General features: G+C 72.0%; 12 protein-coding genes. 5 read left to right on the forward strand and 7 right to left on the reverse strand.

The window, feature by feature from the left end; genetic code table 11:
- Positions 1-96 precede the first annotated feature (96 nt).
- Both ACFWY5_RS43145 and ACFWY5_RS43150 read right to left on the reverse strand, forming a co-directional pair.
- Entirely contained in the window at positions 97-1,248 is a 1,152-nt protein-coding gene (locus tag ACFWY5_RS43145; RefSeq protein ID WP_379612093.1) for a copper amine oxidase, read from the reverse strand.
- A gap of 1 nt (position 1,249) precedes the next feature.
- On the reverse strand, positions 1,250-1,903 hold the full coding sequence (locus ACFWY5_RS43150) for a hypothetical protein (protein WP_379638305.1): 654 nt from the start codon (positions 1,901-1,903) through the stop codon (positions 1,250-1,252).
- A 124-nt stretch (positions 1,904-2,027) separates the two neighbouring features.
- Here ACFWY5_RS43150 and ACFWY5_RS43155 point away from each other — a divergent pair, with 124 nt between their 5' ends.
- Complete coding sequence (locus ACFWY5_RS43155) at positions 2,028-3,578, forward strand: MFS transporter (protein ID WP_379638306.1); 1,551 nt, start codon at positions 2,028-2,030, stop codon at positions 3,576-3,578.
- On the opposite strand, the gene ACFWY5_RS43160 is transcribed toward ACFWY5_RS43155, so the two are convergent.
- Positions 3,563-6,679 (reverse strand): BTAD domain-containing putative transcriptional regulator, encoded by a 3,117-nt coding sequence (locus tag ACFWY5_RS43160; protein ID WP_379638307.1) that lies wholly within the window; start codon positions 6,677-6,679, stop codon positions 3,563-3,565. The genes ACFWY5_RS43155 and ACFWY5_RS43160 overlap by 16 nt on opposite strands.
- A gap of 58 nt (positions 6,680-6,737) precedes the next feature.
- Here ACFWY5_RS43160 and ACFWY5_RS43165 point away from each other — a divergent pair, with 58 nt between their 5' ends.
- A complete protein-coding gene (locus ACFWY5_RS43165) occupies positions 6,738-7,598 on the forward strand; it encodes an NAD(P)-dependent oxidoreductase (RefSeq protein WP_379612090.1) in 861 nt (286 codons plus the stop codon).
- Here ACFWY5_RS43165 and ACFWY5_RS43170 read toward each other — a convergent pair.
- The 3 genes from ACFWY5_RS43170 to ACFWY5_RS43180 are packed head-to-tail and all read right to left on the reverse strand — an operon-like array spanning position 7,595 to position 12,807.
- Positions 7,595-8,935, reverse strand: a complete 1,341-nt coding sequence (locus tag ACFWY5_RS43170) for a phosphotransferase (RefSeq protein WP_379638308.1) — start codon at positions 8,933-8,935, stop codon at positions 7,595-7,597. The two genes, ACFWY5_RS43165 and ACFWY5_RS43170, sit on opposite strands and share 4 nt — an antisense overlap.
- Positions 8,936-8,938: 3 nt before the next feature.
- On the reverse strand, positions 8,939-10,651 hold the full coding sequence (gene treS, locus ACFWY5_RS43175) for a maltose alpha-D-glucosyltransferase (protein WP_379612088.1): 1,713 nt from the start codon (positions 10,649-10,651) through the stop codon (positions 8,939-8,941).
- 23 nt (positions 10,652-10,674) lie between these two features.
- Positions 10,675-12,807 carry an alpha-1,4-glucan--maltose-1-phosphate maltosyltransferase gene (locus ACFWY5_RS43180; protein ID WP_379638309.1) on the reverse strand — a complete coding sequence of 711 codons (2,133 nt, stop codon included), beginning with the start codon at positions 12,805-12,807 and terminating at the stop codon, positions 10,675-10,677.
- 248 nt (positions 12,808-13,055) lie between these two features.
- Here ACFWY5_RS43180 and glgP point away from each other — a divergent pair, with 248 nt between their 5' ends.
- Positions 13,056-15,626, forward strand: coding sequence for an alpha-glucan family phosphorylase (gene glgP / locus ACFWY5_RS43185; RefSeq protein ID WP_379612085.1), 2,571 nt, complete (start codon positions 13,056-13,058; stop codon positions 15,624-15,626).
- A 22-nt stretch (positions 15,627-15,648) separates the two neighbouring features.
- A complete protein-coding gene (locus ACFWY5_RS43190) occupies positions 15,649-16,524 on the forward strand; it encodes a MurR/RpiR family transcriptional regulator (RefSeq protein WP_312896764.1) in 876 nt (291 codons plus the stop codon).
- Here ACFWY5_RS43190 and ACFWY5_RS43195 read toward each other — a convergent pair.
- Positions 16,521-19,439 carry an AAA family ATPase gene (locus ACFWY5_RS43195; protein ID WP_379638310.1) on the reverse strand — a complete coding sequence of 973 codons (2,919 nt, stop codon included), beginning with the start codon at positions 19,437-19,439 and terminating at the stop codon, positions 16,521-16,523. The genes ACFWY5_RS43190 and ACFWY5_RS43195 overlap by 4 nt on opposite strands.
- Positions 19,440-19,541: 102 nt before the next feature.
- Between ACFWY5_RS43195 and ACFWY5_RS43200 the strand changes: the two genes are divergently transcribed.
- A complete protein-coding gene (locus ACFWY5_RS43200) occupies positions 19,542-20,621 on the forward strand; it encodes an alkene reductase (RefSeq protein WP_379638311.1) in 1,080 nt (359 codons plus the stop codon).
- The last annotated feature ends 7 nt before the right edge of the window (positions 20,622-20,628 follow it).

Raw genomic sequence — 20,628 nt, forward strand, 5'->3', positions numbered from 1 at the left:
CCCCTGGCTACACGCCTACAATCACCACCGCGGCCACACCGCACTCGGCGGCCAACCACCCGCCAACCGCGTACCTAACCTCTCAGGACAGAACAGCTAGTGCGGGTTCTTCGCCGTCACATCCCGCGGAGTGATGCGGAAGCCCTGCCAGTGGACCGGCATCGGGTCGGCGTCCTCGTCCCTGGCGACGTGGTGGTAGCCGACGTTCACCCAGATCACCGGGTCCTTGACGCGCTCGCGGCCGGCGTACTGGTCGACGGACTTGCCGCATTTGGGAGCCACGTTGTAGGTGGCCAGGCGTTCGCAGGAGCGGTACTGGGTCACGTAGAGGTCGGCGCGGGTGAACGCCTCGTCCGACGGGCCGCGGTACTGCGCGCTGTCGGAGTTGTTGATCTCCCAGCTGACCGGGTGGAGATCGGTGTTGCGCACCTTCGGATCGACCACGCGCCACCAGCGCATCCGCCGGTTGACCGCCTTGGTCTCGCGGCGTAGGACGGTCCGCTTCAACGCCCGCTTCTTCGTCCTGTCACCGGCGAAGTCGTACTGCTCCACGACATCGCGGGAGGCGCCCTGGATGTCGAAGTCCATCCGCCAGAACACGTTGTGGCTGTGGGACTCCTCGAAATGCCTGCCGCCCACCCCGATCGGCCAGCCGTGCTTGGGCGCGGTCGTGGTGCCCGCCAGTGACCCGGTCGCGCCCACGCGCGGCGTGATCGAGCCGTCGTCGCCGAAGACGAACTCGGCGATGTAGGTGTACCAGCCCACCTGGTAGGCCGACAGCACCACGAGCTCGCGTCCCTGCTTCGACCTGCGCAGCGCCGGGTCGCCGAAGCCGTCCTTGAGGTAGGCGTGGCCGCGCGGCCTGGTCGTCACGCACACCACCTGCTTGCGCCGCTCGCCGCCCGGACAGTCGGCGTCGGTGAGCGGGATCGCCGCCGAGCCGAGCGAGCCGATGTCGTGGTAGCGCGGCTCGCCCGAGTCGTACGGCACGTGGATCTGCGCCAGCGCCGCGCTCCGCAGCACGCTCACGCCCGGCGAGCCCTTGGGCACGTACGTGACCCGGTTGAGCGTCAGCCCCTCGATCGTGCGCATCTCCCAGCACAGCCGCCAGCGCGCGCCGCCGGGAAGCTCCCGGTCGATCAGGTACGGCGAGCCGCACGGACGCTCCGCGGGAGCCGTACCGGAGGCGAGGGGTGTGACGGAACCGGCGGCGGCCACGAAGACCGCCAGAGCGAGTTGCAGGAACAAGTCACCACTCCAGGGTGTGAACCTTCTTGGCGGACAGGTCGATGACGATGCGGCTGGTGTCGAGGTGCTTGCCGTCGGGCAGCCGGACGAACAGCCGCACGCACCGGTGGGTGGCGCACGGCCCGCCGGGCTGGGAGTAGATGAGCCCGCGCAGCCCCAGGTCGGCGGCGGAGCGCAGCTCGCGGCCCGCGGCCTTGGCGTAGGCACGCCGCACGCCCCTGCCGAGCTTGGGGTGGGCCAGCAGCAGTTCGGCGGCGGCCGTCTCCTCGCGGGGGGAGGGCGGCGGCTGCACGCCCTTGCCCCGGGTCTCCCTGACGATCTTGTTGTCGCCGAGGTCGACCGTGCGCACGATGAGCGAGTCGTCGGCGTAGTCGTAGAGGTAGGCCTCCGCGCGCCGGTCGTCCTCGGCCTTGTCGTCGTCGCGCTCGACGTAGAGCAGTTCGACGCGGCCGGCCTTCATGTGCTCGTGGGAGGGCCCGGTCGCGATCGCGCCCGCGCGGCTGACCTCGCCGGGCGTCAGCGGGTCGCCCGGCGAGGGCGTCGTCCGCGCGGTCCGCGCGGCCTCCGGGGCGTCCTCGCCGGTCAGTAGTACGGCCGCGCCGGCGAAAAGCGAGATTCCGGTGGCCGCGGCCGCCACCACAACAACGCGCCGCATGCCGCCTCCTTACCCTTCGTTAGACAAGGCCTACGAAGAGTAGTGGTTGGCGGGGTTGTTCCGGCCGGCAATCGCCGATATCAGGTTGACCTCAAGTCGAGTTGAGCTTTTATCGTTTATTTGCATGAACATGAAACGTGCCGGTCGTCGCGAGTGGACCGGTCTGGCGGTCCTGATCCTGCCGACCCTGTTGATCTCCATTGACGTCTCCGTCTTGCACCTGGCCGTTCCCGCGCTGACCGAGGACCTGCGGCCCAGCGCCGCGCAGCTCCTGTGGATCAACGACATCTACGGCTTTCTCATCGCCGGCTTTCTGATCACGATGGGCAACATCGGCGACCGGATCGGCCGCCGCAAGCTGCTGCTGATCGGCGGGGCCGCCTTCGCCGCCGCCTCCGTGCTGGCCGCCTACGCGCCCAGCGCCGAGTTGCTCATCGCCGCGCGCGCCCTGCTCGGCGTCGCCGGCGCCACGCTGATGCCCTCGACGTTGTCGCTGATCAGGAACATGTTCCACGATCCGGCCCAGCGCACGACCGCGATCAGCCTGTGGATGACCGGCTTCACCGCGGGCATGGTGCTCGGGCCCGTCGTCGGCGGGGCGTTGCTGGAGAACTTCTGGTGGGGTTCTGCGTTCCTGCTGGGTGTGCCGGTCATGGCGATCCTGCTGGTCGCCGGGCCGTTGCTGCTGCCCGAGTACCGCGCGCCGAGCAGCGGCCGCGTCGACGCGGCCAGCGTGGTGCTCTCCGTCGCCGCCGCGCTGCTGGCCATCTACGGGGTCAAGGAGATCGCCACGTACGGCCCTTCCTGGCCGGCCGCCGCCACCCTCGTCGCCGGCCTGGCCCTGGCCGTCGTGTTCATCCGCAGGCAGCGCAGGCTCGCCGACCCGCTCCTGGACATGAAGCTGTTCGCCGAGCGCCGGTTCAGCGCCGCGCTCGGAACGCTGATGCTCGTCATCCTGATCGGCCCGCCGCTGGGCCTGCTGGCCGGGCAGTACCTGCAGCTCGTCGAGGGTCTGTCCCCGCTGCAGGCGGGTCTCTGGGCGCTGCCCCCGAGCGTCGCCGTGATCATCGGCTTCCTGGTCGCGCCGTTGCTGACCAGGAAGATCCGCCCCGCGTACGTGGCCGGTGCCGGGCTGGTCGTCGGCGCGGCGGGCGTCGCCCTGCTCACCCAGGTGGACGCGGGCGGTGGCGTCGCGCTCCTGGTCGGCGGCCAGGTGCTGTTCTTCCTGGGCGCCTCGCCGCTCCTGGTCGTCGGCACCGACCTGGTCGTGGGCGCCGCGCCGCCGGAGCGCTCAGGCTCGGCCGCCGCGCTGTCGGAGACCGGCCAGGAGTTCGGTGGCGCGCTGGGGCTGGCCGTCTTCGGCAGCATCGCCGCCGCCGTCTACCGGGGCAGCCTGGAACTGCCCGACGGCGTGTCCCCGGGGGCGGCACTCGACACGCTGGGCGGGGCCCTGTCAGCCGCGCAGGAACTCCCCGAGGCCACGGGGACCGCGCTGGCGAGCGCCGCCCGCGAGGCGTTCACCACCAGCATCAACGTCGCCGCAGGTGCCGGGGCCGTGGTCCTGCTGGCCGCCGCCCTGCTGTCGGCCGTGGCCCTGCGCATGGTCCCGCCGACGAGCGCCCAGGGGAGCGAGGAGCCGGAGGCGCTGCCCGTTCCTGATCAGGTGGCCCGGTAGGCCAGGTCGAGAACGTCGGACAGGGGCAGGGCGGCGCCACGGGCGCGGGCCGACATGTACGGCTGCTCGCCCAGCCCCGCCAGCGCATGGGCGGCGATCCGGTCCACGTCGCCCCGCTCGCCCGGCGGCAGCGGCGCCCCGGACCCCTCCCGCAGCGCGGTCGCCTGCCCCAGCAGCACCGCCGCCTGCTCATGACGTCCCTGGAGCGTCCTGGCCCCCGCCACCCCCTCCAGGGACAGCGCGATCGCCCGGGGATCGCCCACGGCCCGCGCGGCGGCCAGCCCGTCGAGATGCGAGGCGACCGCGACGTCCGCGTGCACCAGCACGGCGGCGGGCGGATCAGCGCCGAACCCCGCGTTGTCCTGGCCCGTCGCGGCGGTCAGGACGGCGTGGCCGCGGAGTTCGGCGATGAAGCCGAGCTCGGCCAGGATCAGTGCCGCCCCCGGCTCGCCGGCCACCTCGCGCACCCAGCCCAGCCAGCGCCGCAGGTGCCGCTCGGCGTCGTCCAGCCGCCCCTGCCGCCGGGCCGACAGCGCGAGACCGACCTCGGCGTCCTCCTCCGCCGGCCGGTTGGCCTGCTCGACCGCGCGCCTGCGGGAGCGTTCGTGGTAGTCGTCGGCCAGCGCGTAGTCGCCCTCCAGCAGCGCGATCCGCCCGAGCTTGGACAGGATCGAGGTGACGTCGCTCCACAACCCGAGCTCCTCGGCCACCTTCAGCCCCTCGCGGCGCAGCTCCGCCGCCCGCGCGTAGTCGCCGACGATCTCGGCCAGCGAGCTGAGCACCTCCGTGGCCCGCGTCTGCCCCCACCGGTCACCGGCGAGCTTGAACAACTCCAGGCTCCGCCCGGCGTCGGCCCGAAGCTCGGCCAGCTCGCCGCGCATCATGGCCCGCTTGGCCCGCACGCTGAGCGCCGCGGCCTCGCCCCACATGTCGCCGAGCTCCACGAACGTCTCCAGCGCCGGGCCGATCAGCGAGTCGCTGCACTCCGGGCTCTCGAACCCGAACAGCGCCATCCCCAGGAACCACCCCAGCCTGGCCCGCCGTCCGGGATCGTCGACCTTGTCCAGCTCGGCGGGATCGAGGTCGACGGGATCGCCCATCGACATCGCCACCCCGGCCCACCACATCCGCGTCTGCGGATCCTCGGCCAGCGACAGCGCCGTCTCCAGCGACCGCCGCGCCTCGCCCAGCCTGCCGCGCAGCACCCAGTACCAGGCCAGCGCCCGCACCAGGCGGTGCGCCTGCTCGGCCAGCCCCATCGCGGCCGCGGTGTCGAGCGCCGCGCGCAGGTTGGCCGCCTCGGTGTCGAGCGTGTCGAGCCAGCGCTGCTGGTCATGCCCGCGCAGGTACGGCTCGGCCCGCTCGGCCAGCGCGACGTGGTGGTCGAGATGGCGTCGGCGTACCAGGTCGGACTCGCCCGCCTCCGCCAGCCGTTCGGCCGAGTAGGCGGCGACGGACTCCAGCAGCCGGAAGCGCGCCCCGCCCACCACGAGCGAGCGGTCGACCAGCCTGGCCAGCAGGTCGAGCACGTCGTGGCCCGGCTCCGCGCACACCTGCTCCGCCGCCTCCAGCGTGCACCCGTCAGCGTGTACGGCCAGCCGCCGCAACACCAGCCGCTCCGGCTCGCTCAGCAGATCCCAGCTCCAGTCGATCATCGCCCGGAGCGTCCGCTGCCGCGCCGGCGCGTCCCGCATCCCGGTGCTGAGCAGCCGGAACCGGTCGTCCAGCCGGTCGGCGAGCTGGCGCGGTGACAGGGCGCGCGCCCGCGCGGCGGCCAGCTCGACCGCCAGCGGAATCCCGTCGAGGCGGGCGCAGATCTCCGCCACGGCCGCGTCGCCGACCAGCCCGCCGCCCGCGCGCACGCTGAACAGCTCGATCGCCGCCTCCGGCGCGAGCGGCGGCACGCTCCAGGCGCTCTCGCCGCTGACCCGCAGCGTCTCCTGGCTGGTGGCCAGCACGCGCAGCTCGGGCGCGGCCTGCAACAGGTGGCGGGTCAGCGGCGCGACCTGCTCGACCACGTGCTCGCAGTTGTCCAGGACGAGCAGGGCGCGCTTGCCGGACAGGGCGGCGGCGACCCGCTCGGCGACGGACCCCTGCCCGTGGTCGGGCAGCCCGAGCACCTCGCCCACGATCGCCGCCACGCACCGGTCGTCGCGCCGAGGGCGCACGGGCGCCAGCTCGACCAGCCAGGTGCCGTCAGGGAAGGCCTGGGCCGAGGCGGCGGCAGCGGCCAGGGCCAGCCGGGTCTTGCCGACGCCGCCGGGGCCGGTCAGCGTGACCAGGCGGTTGTCGGCCAGGAGCGCGCTCACCTCGGCCACCGCCTCGTCGCGGCCGATGAGGTCGGTGAGCGGGGCGGGCAGGTTGCTCTGGGCACGCGTGGGCGCCTGCAGGGCCGGGTCCTGGCGCAGGATCCGGGCGTGCAGGTCGGCGAGTTCGGGCGACGGGTCGAGGCCCAGGTCTTCGGCCAGGCGTTCGCGCAGGTCGGCGTAGGCGGCCAGGGCCTCGCTCTGGCGGCCCTGCCGGTAGAGGGAGCGTATGTGCGCGGCGCGCAGCCGCTCGCGCAGGGGGTGCTCGGCCACCAGGTCGGCGACCTCGACCGGCTCGCCCAGGGTCAGCCGCACCTCGGCCAGCTCCTCCAGGGCGGACAGGCGCTGCTCCTCCAGCTTGGCCGCCGCCGGGCGCACCACGTCGTGGTCGGACTGCCCGGCGAAGGCGGGCCCGCGCCACAGGCCGAGCGCCTGGACCAGCGCGTCGGCCCGTGCCCGCGCGTCGGGGGCGGGCGCGGTGAGCAGCGCCTGGAAACGTTCGGCGTCGACGGCCTCGGCGGGCACGTCGAGCACGTATCCGGCGGCGCGGAACTTGATCGCGTCGCGGTCGGCCAGCGCCCCGCGCAGCTGGGACACCTTGACCCGCAGCGCGGCGAGGGCGTCACGCGGCGGCCGCTCGCCCCACAGCTCCTCGACCAGCCGGTCGGCGGAGACCGGCCGCCCGCGGTGCACGAGCAGCGCCGCCAGCAGCAGCCTGACCTTCGCCTCCCGCACGGTGAGCGGCTCCCCGGTGGCCGCCCACACCTCCAGGGGCCCTAGCACCCCGAACCGCATAATCCCCCCATAACTCGCTCAGAAGCCGACCATAACCCCACGCCAGCACGCTGGAGCCATGACTGAGATTTCGATCGTCGGCCTGGGCCTCATGGGCACCGCACTCGCCGAGACCCTGCTCAAGGCCGGGCATGAGGTAACCGTATGGAACCGCACCGACAGTAAGACGGAACCCCTGGTCGCGATGGGTGCCAAGCGCGCCGGGAACCTCGCGGAGGCGGTGCGGCCCGGGGCGCTGGTGATCGTGTGCGTCCTCGACTACGACACCGTCCACGGGCTGCTCGGGGAGACGGATCTGCGGGGTGTGACGCTGGTCAACCTGACCAGTGGGCGGCCCGAGGAGGCCCGCCGTACCTCGGATTGGGCCGGAGCGCGCGGCGCCGACTACCTCGACGGCGGCGTGATGGCGGTTCCCCAGATGATCGGCGCGCCCGGCGCGCTGATCCTTTACAGCGGCTCCAGGGAGGTGTTCGACCGCTTCGCCGAGCCGCTGGGGCAGCTCGCCGAGGCGCGGTTCGTGGACGCGGACCCGGGGCTCGCGCCGCTGCTGGACATGGCCATGCTGACCGGCATGTACGGGCAGATCGCGGGCATCACGCAGGCGTTCGCGCTGGTGCGCTCGGCCGGGCTGCCGGTGGGCGACTTCGCCTCGACGCTCCTGGTGCCGTGGTTGCGCGCGATGGGCGAACTGGCGCACCGCTGGGCGGAGGAGGTCGACGCCGGGCAATGGGGTACGGACGTGGCCAACCTGGGCGTGAACCAGGTCGGCCTCGACAGCATCGCGCTGGCCATGCGTGAGCAGGGCATCGAAGGCAACCTGCTGGCCCCGTTGAAGCACCTGGTGGACAAGCGGGTCGCCGACGGGCACCCGGACGACGGCCTGCAGAGCCTCGTCGAGGAACTGCACCCCGGCCGTTAGCCGAAGGCGGCCAGCGGGATGGAGATCCAGGAGGGGCGGTTACGCGCCTCGTAGACCACCTCGTAGACGGCCTTGCCCAGCTCGAAGGCGCGCAGCAGCGGCACCTGGGCCGCGTCCAGGTTGCCGCCGCCGCTCCGGTAGCCGGTCAGGAACGCCGCCCGGTTGTGCGCGGACCAGTCGGCCGCCCGGGGCTCCAGGCGGTCCGCCTCGGGGTGGCCGGCCAGCAGGTGGCGGGCGGCGTAGTCGAAGGAGCGCAGCATCCCTGCCACGTCCCGCAGCGGCGAGGACAGGGCCGTGCGCTCGCCCAGCGGCTGGCCGGGCTCGCCCTCGAAGTCCAGGATGATCCACTCGGTGGTCGTGCGCATGACCTGGCCGAGGTGGTAGTCGCCGTGCACACGCTGGATGGGCACCTCGACGGCCACCTCGTCCAGGTCCTGGAAGGCGGCCTCGATCGGCCCGGCGTGCTCACGCAGCACCGGCACCTCGGCGATGGCCCGGCCCAGACGGCGGCGGAAGTCCTCGGCCATGCGCTTGATCTCGTGCGGCTCCACGGTCGAGGTCGGGAACGCGGCGGCCAGTTCCCCGTGGATGCGCGCGGTGGCGGCGCCCAGCCGTTCCGCCTCGGCGGCGAAGTCGCCGCCCGCCTCCGCGGCCAGCACACGCTCACCGGACTCGGCCACGGGCTCGGGCATCGCGTACAGGTCGCGGACGCTGGCGAGGGCCAGGTCCCAGCCGTCGTTGGCGGTGGAGAGGAACTCCTGCATGATCGCGAACGTGGTCGCGGTCCCGTCGAGCTCACCCTCGATCCACCCGTACGGCTGCGCGATGTGCGGCGCGTTCCTGGCCGCCAGGGCCCGGACGATCTCCAGCTCCGGGTTCACGCCGGGGATGAGCCGCCGGAAGAGCTTGCAGATGTACGCGTCGCCGTACACCAGAGAGGTGTTGGACTGTTCGGCGCCCAGCACGAGGCTGCGCGGTGAGGTGTCGACGGCGACGCCGGGGATGTGGCGCAGGCGCAGGCCGCCGGTGGAGGCGTCGCGGGCCATGCCGTCCAGCAGCCAGCCGGTGCGGTCGGCGTCGTGGGCCGCGTCGTAGTGGTACTGGTCGCCGATGACGCCGATCAGGGCGTGCGACAGCCTTTCCGGTAGTTCGTCACGGATGCCGAGCAGGAGCTGGTAGCGCTCGCGGGAGCCGTCCTGCCAGACCGCGAAGATCACGTGCTGGAGTCCGGGCTCCAGCTCGACGTCCGAGTCGACCGACACCGAGTCGATCGGGCGCCCCTTGCCGCCGAACCAGCGCTGCTGTGGAAGCCATGCGGCAAGGAGCTGCTCCAGCACGTCTTACTCCTCCTGGGCTCTGGCCGGTGGGAGAGTGAACCAGTAGAACCCATGCCCAGGAAGCGTCAAAAGATACGGAAGTTCGCCAATCGGTGGGAAAGGTACCCCGCCCATGGTCTCGACCGGTGAGACGCCGGTGAATCTGCGCAGGTCGAGCTCGACCGGCTGGGGGAAGCGCGAGAGGTTGTTGACGCACAACATGCGGTCGTCGCCCAGTTCGCGCACGAAGGCCAGCACGCTCGGGTTGGAGGAGTTCAGCTCGATGAACTCGCCCAGGCCGAAGACCGGGTGCCGCTTGCGGATCTCGATCATGCGCTTGGTCCAGTGCAGCAGCGAGCCGCCGTTCTTCTGCTGGGCCTCGACGTTGATGGCCTGGTAGCCGTAGATCGGGTCCATGATGACCGGCAGGTAGAGCCGCCCCGGGTCGCAGTCGGAGAATCCCGCGTTGCGGTCGGGGTCCCACTGCATCGGGGTGCGCACGCCGTCGCGGTCGCCGAGCCAGATGTTGTCCCCCATGCCGATCTCGTCGCCGTAGTACAACACGGGCGAGCCGGGCAGTGACAGCAGCAACGCCGTGAACAGCTCGATCTGGTTGCGGTCGTTCTCCAGCAGCGGTGCCAGGCGCCGCCGGATGCCGACGTTGGCGCGCATGCGCGGGTCCTTGGCGTACTCGGAGTACATGTAGTCGCGTTCCTCGTCCGTGACCATCTCGAGCGTCAGCTCGTCGTGGTTGCGGAGGAAGATGCCCCACTGGCAGTTCTCTGGAATCTTCGGCGTCTGGGCCAGGATCTCGGAGATCGGGTAGCGCGACTCCCGTCGTACCGCCATGAAGATGCGCGGCATCAGCGGGAAGTGGAAGGCCATGTGGCACTCGTCGCCGCCGCCCACCGGGTCGCCGAAGTACTCCACGACGTCCGACGGCCACTGGTTGGCCTCGGCCAGCAGGACGCGGTCGGGGTAGAGGCGGTCGACCTCGGCCCGCACCCGCTTGAGGTAGGCGTGGGTCTTCGGCAGGTTCTCGCAGTTGGTGCCGTCCTCCTCGAACAGGTAGGGGATGGCGTCCATGCGGAACCCGTCGATGCCGAGGTCGAGCCAGAACCTCAGGACCTCCAGCATCGCCTCCTGCACGGCCGGGTTCTCATAGTTGAGGTCCGGCTGGTGGTGGAAGAAGCGGTGCCAGTAGTACTGGCCGCGCACGGGGTCGTAGGTCCAGTTGGACGTCTCGGTGTCGATGAAGATGATCCGGGCGTCCTGGTACTTCTCATCGTTGTCGTTCCAGACGTAGAAGTCGCCGAACGGGCCCTCGGGGTCGTGCCGGGAGGCCTGGAACCAGGGGTGGGCGTCGCTGGTGTGGTTCATCACCAGGTCGGCGACGACCCGCATGCCGCGCTTGTGCGCCTCGTCGACCAGCTTCACGAAGTCCCCGAGGTCCCCGAACTCCGGGAGGATCTTCATGAAGTCGGCGATGTCGTAGCCGCCGTCGCGCAGCGGCGACTCGTACAAGGGCAACAGCCACAGACAGTCGACACCCAGCCACTGAAGGTAGTCAAGGCGCTGGATGAGGCCCTTGATGTCGCCGGTACCGTCTCCGTTGGAGTCGGCGAAACCCCGGATGAGCACCTCGTAGAAGACCGCGCGTTTGTACCAGTGGGGGTCGCGGGGCTTTTCCTCGTCGAAGGTGTTGGGGATGGCAGCGGAGTTCACGGTGTCTGACAAGTTGGACTCCCCGAAAGGCTTCGTTACCTGTGAGCCGCTCGCACGGTGAAGATGTGCGCCGGGTGGATATGGGGGTCGAGGCGCACGTAGTTCTGCTGCCGCCACCGGTACGACTCACCTGTGAGCTCGTCGTCCACGACGAACTCGGCGTTCCAGTCGAGTCCGAGGGCGGGCAGGTCGAGTTCGACCGTCGCCTCATGGGTGTTGTGCGGATCCAGGTTGATGACCGCCAGAACGACGTCGCCCAAACTCTGCCATCGTGTGGCCATGTCGCGAAGGCTCGTGTCGTAGGCGCCGGGGAGCCGCTTGGAGAAGCAGACCATGTCCGGGTGGTCAACCCTGTGGAACTGTAGGTTACGCAATTCCTGAAGTGCTGGGTGAGCTCTTCGGAACAAATTCAGATGGGTGATGAAGGGGGCGAGACTGCGGCCTTCTCGCTCTGCTGCCACCCAATCGCGTGGTCTGTACTGATATTTCTCGCTATCTAGGTATTCCTCGCTGCCTGGCCGTACTGGGATGTTCTCGGCGAGTTCGTACCCCGAGTAGACGCCCCACGTGGGCGAGCACAGTGCGGCGAGGACGGCGCGGATCTTGAACGCGGGCACGCCCCCGTGCTGCAGGTACTCGTGCAGGATGTCCGGAGTGTTCACGAACAGGTTCGGCCGCAGGTAGTGCGAGGTCTCGCCGGACAGCTCCGACAGGTAGCTCTCCACGTCCTGCTTGGAGTTCTTCCAGGTGAAGTACGTGTACGACTGGTGGTACCCGATCTTCGCCAGCGTCTGGAGCATGGGCGGCCTGGTGAACGCCTCGGCCAGGAAGACCACGTCGGGATCGGTCGTGTGGACGTCGGCCAGCAGCCGCTCCCAGAACGCCACCGGCTTGGTGTGCGGGTTGTCCACCCGGAAGATCCGCACCCCGTGGTCCATCCAGTGCCGCAGCACCCGCTTGACCTCGGTGTAGATGCCCTCGGGGTCCCTGTCGAAGTTGAGCGGGTAGATGTCCTGGTACTTCTTGGGCGGGTTCTCCGCGTACGCGATCGTGCCGTCCGCCCGGATCGTGAACCACTCCGGGTGCTCCTTGACCCACGGGTGGTCGGGGGCGCACTGCAGCGCGAAGTCGAGCGCCACCTCCATCCCCAGCTCGCGGGTGCGTCCGACGAACTCGTCGAAGTCCTCGATGGTGCCGAGGTCGGGGTGGATCGCGTCGTGCCCGCCGTCCTCGGAGCCGATGGCCCAGGGGGAGCCCGGGTCGTCGGGCTCGGGGGTGAGCGTGTTGTTGCGGCCCTTGCGGTAGGCGTGGCCGATCGGGTGGATCGGGGGCAGGTAGACGACGTCGAAGCCCATGCGGGCGACGGCGGGCAGGCGCTTGGCAGCGGTCTGGAAATTTCCGGACTTGCTGATGCCGGCGGCGTCCACGATCGCGCCCTCGGAGCGGGGGAAGAACTCGTACCACGAGCCGTACAGGGCCCGGCGCCGCTCCACCCTGATCCGTTGCTGCTTGGACCGCGTCACCAGGTCGCGCAGCGGGTGGGCGGCCAGGAGCGCGGCCGTGTCCGGCAACTGGGCGATCGACAGCCGCGCCCGGGGGTCGAGGTCCTCGTCGCGCAGGGTCGCCGAGACCGACAGCAGCGCCACCCGGTGCCCGCACGGGCTCTCGCCGGGCGCGTCCGCCGGCGTGTCGTCGGCCGTGGCAGGGCTGGTGGGGGCGGTGGTGGTGGTAGCGGTGGTGCGGGCGGGGCGTAGCGGGTGGGGGCAGTCGGCCGGCCGTACGGCGCGGGCGGCGCGCTCGAACAGGCGCGCGCCCTCCTCGCACATCAGGTCGCTGTCCATCCCGCGCGGGATCTTGATCCCCGCGTCGTGCAGCCACGTGGCGATCGGGTCGCTCCACGCCTCCACGCGGAACTGCCAGTCGCCCTCGTCGGCCAAGGTGACGGGCACCGCCCAGCGATCGGTCCCCTTGCCCTGTTCGAGCATGGGTCTCAGCCGCCCGCGCCGGCCGTCGGGCGAGGTGAGCACGACCCCGGCCGCCACGGCGTCGTGTCCCTCACGGAACACGGTGGCGGAGATCTCGAAGGTTTCACCAGCTACCGACTTCGCGGGCCACTGCCCGCATCCGACGACAGGCTGGATGTCCGTGATGGGAATTCGTCCGATCATCGCTTCCGTTCTCATGGCTCGGTCCGCGTAGAGCAGATACGTGGCAGGAACGATCCTTGCATCTCGATGCGGGAGGCGGCGGAAGCCACCCAAGTGTGTCCCTGGGACGGCCATATGGGGGAGTTGCCCCAATAGTCCCGCTTCATGCTTCTGGTCGGAAGGGGGTTTGAAGGGGTATGCGCATGGTGAGGGACTCAGAGGTCCCGATCACCTCGTGCAAGCCCCTTCGACGCCCTAGGGTTCCCAACGTGAGAGCTATCCGCAGGTTCACCGTCCGCACCGTCCTGCCCGCGGAGCTGGCCGCACTCGGCGAGCTCGTCCACAATCTCCGCTGGTCATGGCACCCGGAGACGACGGACCTGTTCGCAGAGGTCGACCCAGAGCTGTGGCGTCAGGTCGGGCACGATCCCGTCGCCCTGCTGGGCGCCGTCGACCCCGCCAGACTGCGCGAGCTGGCCGCCGACCGCCGTTTCCTGCGCCGTCTCGCCGACGCCGCCGACGACCTGCGCGAGTACATGACCGCGCCCCGGTGGTACCAGACGCTCTCCGACGCGCCGAGCGCCGTCGCCTACTTTTCTCCCGAGTACGGCATAGCCGCCGCCCTGCCCCAGTACTCCGGCGGCCTCGGCATCCTGGCCGGCGATCACCTGAAGGCCGCCAGCGACCTGGGCGTGCCCATCCTGGCCGTCGGCCTGCTCTACCGCCACGGCTACTTCACCCAGTCGCTGTCCCCCGAGGGCTGGCAGCTGGAGCACTACCCCTCCCTCGACCCGGGCGGCCTGCCGCTGACCCTGCTCAAGGACGTACACGTCCGCGTCGGCCTGCCCGGCGGCCGCACCCTGCACGCCCAGGTCTGGGCCGCCCAGGTGGGCCGGGTTCCGCTGCTGCTGCTCGACTCCGACGTGGCCGAGAACGACGCCGCCGCCCGCGACGTCACCGACCGCCTCTACGGCGGCGGCACCGACCACCGCCTCATGCAGGAACTCCTGCTCGGCATCGGCGGCGTACGCGCCATCCGCGCCTACTGCGAGAGCACCGGCCACCCCGAGCCCGAGGTCTTCCACACCAACGAGGGCCACGCCGGATTCCTCGGCCTTGAGCGCATCCGCGAGCTGACCGAGGCCCGGCTGAGCTTCGACGAGGCCCTGGAGGCGGTACGCGCCGGCACCGTCTTCACCACCCACACCCCGGTCCCCGCGGGCATCGACCGCTTCCCCGTCGAGATGATCGAGCGGCAGTTCGGCGGCGACAACGCCTGGCCCACGGTCCCGGTCGACCGCATCCTGGCGCTCGGCGAGGAGGCCGAGCCCGACCGCTTCAACATGGCGATCATGGGCATGCGGCTGGCCCAGCGGGTCAACGGCGTCTCCGAGCTGCACGGCGAGGTCAGCAGGGAGATGTTCCACACCCTGTGGCCGGGCTTCGACCTCGACGAGATCCCGATCGGCTCGATCACCAACGGCGTGCACGCGCCGACCTGGGTGGGCCGCGAGCTCATGGAACTGGCCGGCCGCGAGCTGCCCGCCCTGATCGAGCGGGCCCAGGGCTGGGAGGGCGTACAGAAGATCCCGGACTCCGAGATCTGGTCGATCCGCGGCATCCTGCGCCGCCGCCTGGTCGAGGGCGCCCGCGAACGGCTGCGCGCCTCCTGGCGGGCCCGCGGCTCCTCCGACGCCGAGCTCGGCTGGATCGACGAGGCGCTCGACCCCGACGTGCTGACCATCGGCTTCGCCCGCCGCGTGCCGTCCTACAAGCGGCTGACGCTCATGCTCTCCGACATCGAGCGGCTGAAGACCCTGCTGCTCGACCCGGACAAGCCCGTGCAGATCCTCATCGCGGGCAAGGCCCACCCGGCCGACGAGGGCGGCAAGAAGCTCATCCAGCAGATCGTGACCTTCGCCGACTCCGAGGACGTACGCCACCGCATCGTCTTCCTGCCCGACTACGACATGGCACTCGGCCAGCTGCTCGTCCAGGGCTGCGACGTCTGGCTGAACAACCCGCTGCGCCCGCTGGAGGCCAGCGGCACCTCGGGCATGAAGTCGGCGCTGAACGGCGGGCTCAACCTGTCGATCCGCGACGGCTGGTGGGACGAGTGGTACGACGGCACCAACGGCTGGGCCATCCCCACCGCCGACGGCGTCACCGACCCCGACCGCCGCGACGAACTGGAGGCGGCCGGCCTCTACGACCTCATCGAGCACCAGGTCGCCGACCGCTTCTACGACCGCTCGCCCGAGGGCCTGCCCAGGCGCTGGCTGGAGATGGTCAAGCACACGCTCGCCTCGCTGGGCCCGAAGGTGCTGGCCGGCCGCATGCTGCGCGACTACGTGGTCGGCCTCTACGCGCCCGCCGCCGCCTCGGCCCGCGCCCTGTCCGCCGACGGGTACGCCCCCGCCAAGTCGTTCGCCGCCTGGCGGCTGCGGGTGACACGGGCCTGGCCGGGGGTACGGGTCGAGCACGTGGAGGCGTCGGGCGTCGGCGACACGCCCGAGGTGGGCGCCGCCCTGGAACTGCGCGCCACGATCGCGCTGGGCGACCTCGACCCCTCCGATGTCATGGTGGAGGCGGCCTACGGCAGGGTCGGCCCGCACGACGAGCTGATCCACCCCGGCTACCTGGAGCTCACGCTCGACGGGCACCCCGGCGACGACGGCCGCGCCCACTACACGGGCACGATCCCGCTCGACAACACCGGCGCCTTCGGCTACACCGTCCGCGTGGTGCCCTCGCATCCGCTGGCGGTGGCGCGGGCCGAGCTCGGGCTCATCGCCGTACCCGAGGAACCCGCGGGTATGACGAACGGCACACTGCGCTGACATTGGCCCCATAATCGTTTTTGTGGACGACAGTCGCGACGGCATGCGTGCCGACACCCTGGTGGCCACGGTCCGAGGCGTGCTGCCGTCGCTGACGCCCGCCGCCCAGACCGTGGCCCGGCTGATCCTGGAGGATCCCGCCACCGTGGCGCGCAGCACGATCACCGAGCTGTCGGCCGCTTCCGGCACCAGCGAGGCCACGATCGTGCGGACCGCCCGGCTGCTCGGGTTCGCCGGTTACCCGCAGCTGCGCCTGGCGCTGGCCGCCGCCGCGGCCCAGCCGGACCGGCTGGTGCCCGGCGACCTGGCCCCCGACGATCCGCTGTCGGAGGTCATCCACAAGGTCGCCAGGGCCGAGTCCGAGGCGATCAACGACACCGTGGCGCAGCTGACCTCCGAGCGGCTGGGCCTGGTCGTCGACGCGATCGTCGGCGCCCGCCGGGTGGACGCCTACGGGGTCGGCGCCTCCGGCCTGGTGGCCATGGACATGGCGCAGAAGCTGCTGCGCATCGGCATGTCCAGCCACGCCTTCCAGGACGCCCACCTCGCGCTGACCAGCGCCGTGCTGCTCAAGCCCGGCGACGTGGCGATCGGCATCAGCACCTCGGGGGAGACGCCCGACGTGCTGGAGCCGCTGGGACGGGCGGGCGAGGCCGGGGCCACCACGGTCGCGATCACCAACAACCCGCGCTCGTCCATCGCCGAGCTGGCCGAGCACGTGCTGATCTCCGCCGGGCGGGAGACCGAGTTCCGCCCCGCCGCCATGGCCAGCCGTATCAGCCAGCTCGTCATGGTCGACTGCGTGTTCGTGGGCGTGGCCCAGCGCACGTTCGACTCCTCGCAGGAGGCGTTGCAGAGCACCCGGCAGGCGGTCGCGGAGTTCGTCAAGAAGCGTTAGCCGGCGCCGGTGAGGTCGAGGCGGGCCAGCTCGCGGCGGTTGCCGACGCCCAGCTTCGGATAGGCCTTGTACAGGTGGTGCTCCACCGTGCGCTTGCTCAGGAACAGCTGGGCGGCGATCTCCCGGCTGCTGTGGCCCTCGGCGGCCAGCCGTACCACCTGGAGCTCTTGGGCGGTCAGCCGGTCGCGCGGATTGGCCGCGGTCGCCTCGGCCACCGGGACGCTGTCGCCGGTCGCCCGGAGTTCGGCGCGGGCCCGCTCGGCCCAGGGGGTGGCGCGGAGCCGCTCGAAGATCTCCAGTGCGGAGCGGAGGGGCGTGCGGGCGTCGCTGCGCCGCCTGGCCCGCCGCAGCCACTCGCCGTAGAGCAACTCGGTCCGCGCCCGCTCGAACGGCCGCCCCGGCCCTTCCCGATGCAGCTGTACGGCCCGCAAGAACAACTCCTCAACCCCAGACCCGGCACCCACCTCCCCAGGGGCCCCGGCACCCTCCCGGTCCCCAAGCCCGACACCCTCCCGGTCCCCGGGCCCGGTGCCCTTCCCGGCCTCGGCACCCTTCCCGGGTCCGGCTCCCGCGCCGTCTCTCGCCCCGCCTCCGGACCCCGCTCCGGGTCCGGAGTCGGTCGTCCCCGATCCGGTCATCCCTGATCCGGCCACCCCTGAGGTGGCGATCTCGGAGGTGGTCACCCCGGAGGTGGGCGGGGTTGCTGGGGAGGTGGGGAGGGTGGGGTCGGTGGTCAGGGCTTGGCTTCTGGCGGCCACTGCCAGGGCCCAGGGCTGGCCGGTGGCCTCGGCCCAGGCGGTGAAGCGGCGCAACGGGGCCTGGGCGCGGTCGGGGCGGCCGAGCCGTACCGCGGCCTCGACCTGGTCGGCGGCGGCGGTGATGAGGTCGAGGCCGTTCGCGCCCGGCCCGCGCCAGGCGGTCTCCACGCGGGACAGGGCCGACTCGTAGTCGCCCAGGCCCAGGTCGAGGAGGCTGAGGGTGATGGCGGTGCCGGCGTGTTCCTCGTCGGGCGCCTGGGCGGTGAGCTCACGGCAGGTGCCGGCGTCGCCCTCGATGGCGGCGATGCGCGCGGGCACGGCCTTCAGCCAGGGCAGGTCCTGGGGCAGCCCGGTGTCCCTGACGATCTCCGCCGCCTCGGCCACGGCCATCTCGGCCTCGCGGTGCAGCCCGGCGCGTACCTGCGTCTGGGCGAGCACCCGCAGCGCCTCGGGAAGCGCGCCCACGAGGCCGCGCTCACGGCAGCGGGCGACCTCGGCGGCGGCCAGCGCCAGCGTGGCGGCGTCGTCGCCGACGATCACGCCGGTGTACATGGCCTCGGCGGTCCTGCCCGCCTCCGGCTCGGCGAGGAACCCGGCCAGCTGCGGCAGCCCGCCGGCGTAGTCCTCGTCCATGAGCCGCGCCAGCCCGTACACCATGGGGTCGGGCCGGCCGATCTCGTGCAGGCTCGCGGCGGCGGTGCGCACCGCGGCGGACTCGCACGAGAACCACGCGTACGTCGCGCCCGCGCGCAGCATCTCGGCCGCGCGGTCCGTCTCGGCCTGCCCGGCCCGCTCCATCAGCAGGTGTACGGCCCGCCCCCGCTCACCCAGCTCGAACAACGCGGCCGCGCGCACCTGGGCCAGCTCGGCCAGCCCAGACCCGTGCGCGGGCGCGGTCCTGGCCAGCTCCTCCGCCTGCTCGGACAGCTCGGCCGCCTGGGCGGGATGCCCGGCGCTGAGCGCGGCGCCGGCGGCGTGGCCCAGGTGCGCGACCTGGGCGGCGTCGCCGGGGGACAGGCGGGCGGCCTGGCGGTAGAGGCGTACGGCGGCGGAGTACGCGCCGCGCCCGAGCGCCCGTCCGGCGGCGTCGGCCACCTCGGCGGCGACGTCCTCGTCGGGCGCGGTGGTGGCGGCCGACAGGTGGTGGACGCGGCAGTCGGCGGTGACGCTCGCCTGGGCCAGCGCGCGGTGGACCTCGACCCGGCGGGCCATCGGCGCGCCCTGGTAGGCGGCGGTGGCGATCAGCGGGTGCCGGAAGGCGAGCGTGTCGTCGATCACCTGCACCAGCCCGGCCCGCTCGGCCGCCTCCAGGTCATCGAGGCCGACGCCCAGGACCTTTCCGGCGTTCACCAGCATCGGCAGGTCGCCGCGTCCCTCGGCGGCGGCGATGAGCATCATGCGCCGCGTACGCTCCGGCAGGTTCACGATCTGGGCGCGGAAGGAGCCGAGCACCCGGTCGGCCACGTGCAGGTGGACCGATGCGGCCGGCCTGTCGCGCTGGGCGGCGGCGAACTCGATCAGCGCCAGCGGGTTGCCCGCCGACTCGTCGATCACGTGCCGGCGCATCGCGGCGGCCAGGCCGTGCTCGGTGAGCAGCCCGGCCGCGCTGGCCGCGTCGAGCCGGGAGGGCCGCACCTCGGCCAGTCCCGCTGCGGCGAAGCCGTCCTCCCGTGTGGCGAACACCAGGGCCACGCCCTCGGCGGCCAGGCGCCTGGCCGCGAACAGCAACGCCTCCGCACTGGCCTGGTCGAGCCACTGGGCGTCGTCCACCAGGCACAGCAGCGGCTCGTCCTCGGCCAGGTCGGCCAGCAGGCTCAGGGTCGCCAGCCCGGTCAGGAACCGGTCGGAGGACGGCGCGCCGCCGCCGTTGAGCACGGCCTTCAGCACGTCCGCCTGCGGGTCCGGCAGCCGGTCGAGGCGTTCGCGTACCGGCCACACCAGGCGGGCCAGCCCGGCCAGCGCCAGGTCGGCCTCCTGCTCGATCCCGGTCACGCGCAGCACGCGGACCCCGGCCGCCTGCCGTTCCGCCCAGGCGAGGAGCGCGGTCTTGCCGATGCCGGGCTCGCCGCGGATCACCAGCGCGCCGCTGCGTCCGTCGCGTGCCCGCGCGATGAGATCCGCGAGCCCGGCCTGCTCGGTGGTCCTGCCGTAGAGCACGCGTCCTCCTAAGTACACGGACCAGTAAACCGTACGGATTCGTCGGTGATTCCGCCGCTCGTACCTTCGTGGCCAGCCCCGTTGACGCAGGAAGAGGTTGTGATGAACGAGTTGTTCGAGCCGGTGACCGTGGGAAGACTGGAACTGCCCAACCGGCTCTTCATGTCCCCGATGACCCGCAGCCGTGCCGCCGAGGGCGCGGTGCCGACCGAGCTGGCCGTCGAGTACTACGCCCAGCGCGCCGCCGCCGGATTGATCATCTCGGAGGGTACGCAGCCCTCGGTGATCGGCCAGGGCTACATCGACACTCCCGGGCTGCACTCCGAGGAGCAGATCGCGGGCTGGCGCAAGGTCACCGACGCCGTGCACGCCCGCGGCGGCCGGATGTTCGCCCAGCTGATGCACTCCGGCCGGGTCGGGCACCCGTGGCTCTACCCCGACGGCGCGCTGCCGCACGGCCCGTCGGCCATCGCGTCGGGTGAGCGGCTCTACACCCCCGAGGGCCTGCTGGAGCACCCGGCGCCCAAGGAGATGACGCTCGCCGACATCGCCGCCACCGTGGACGACTTCGTCGCCGCGGCCGGGAACGCCCTCGCCGCCGGGTTCGACGGGGTCGAGCTGCACGGGGCCAACGGCTACCTCATCCACCAGTTCCTGTGCGGCAGCGCCAACGCCCGCACCGACGCCTACGGCGGCAGCGTGGACAACCGCATCCGCCTGGCCGTCGAGGTCGCGCAGGCGGTCGGCGACGCCATCGGGCCGGAGCGGGTCGGCTTCCGCATCTCCCCGCGCAACCCCAGCAACGGCATCAGGGAGCGGGACTCCGACGAGCTCTACCCGGCGCTGGCGCGCGCCCTTTCCCGGTACGGCCTGGCCTACCTGCACATCATGGAGTGGGACAGGGAACTGACCAAGGTCATCAGGGCCACATGGCCGGGGACGCTGATCCTGAACCCGAAGGCCGAGCCCGGCGCCCAGTCGGGCACTCCCGAGCAGGCGGCCGCCGCGCTGCGCGAGGGGCTGGCCGACGCCGTCACGCTCGGGGCGTACTGGCTGGCCAACCCCGACCTTCCGGCCCGGATCAAGGCGGGCGGGCCGTACAACCTGGCCGACCCGGCCACGTTCTACGGCGGCGACCACCGCGGCTACACCGACTATCCCGTCCTGGTCGGGAGCAGGTGAGAGGCGG

It is taken from the genome of Nonomuraea sp. NPDC059007 (assembly GCF_042740555.1).
Classification (GTDB): domain Bacteria; phylum Actinomycetota; class Actinomycetes; order Streptosporangiales; family Streptosporangiaceae; genus Nonomuraea.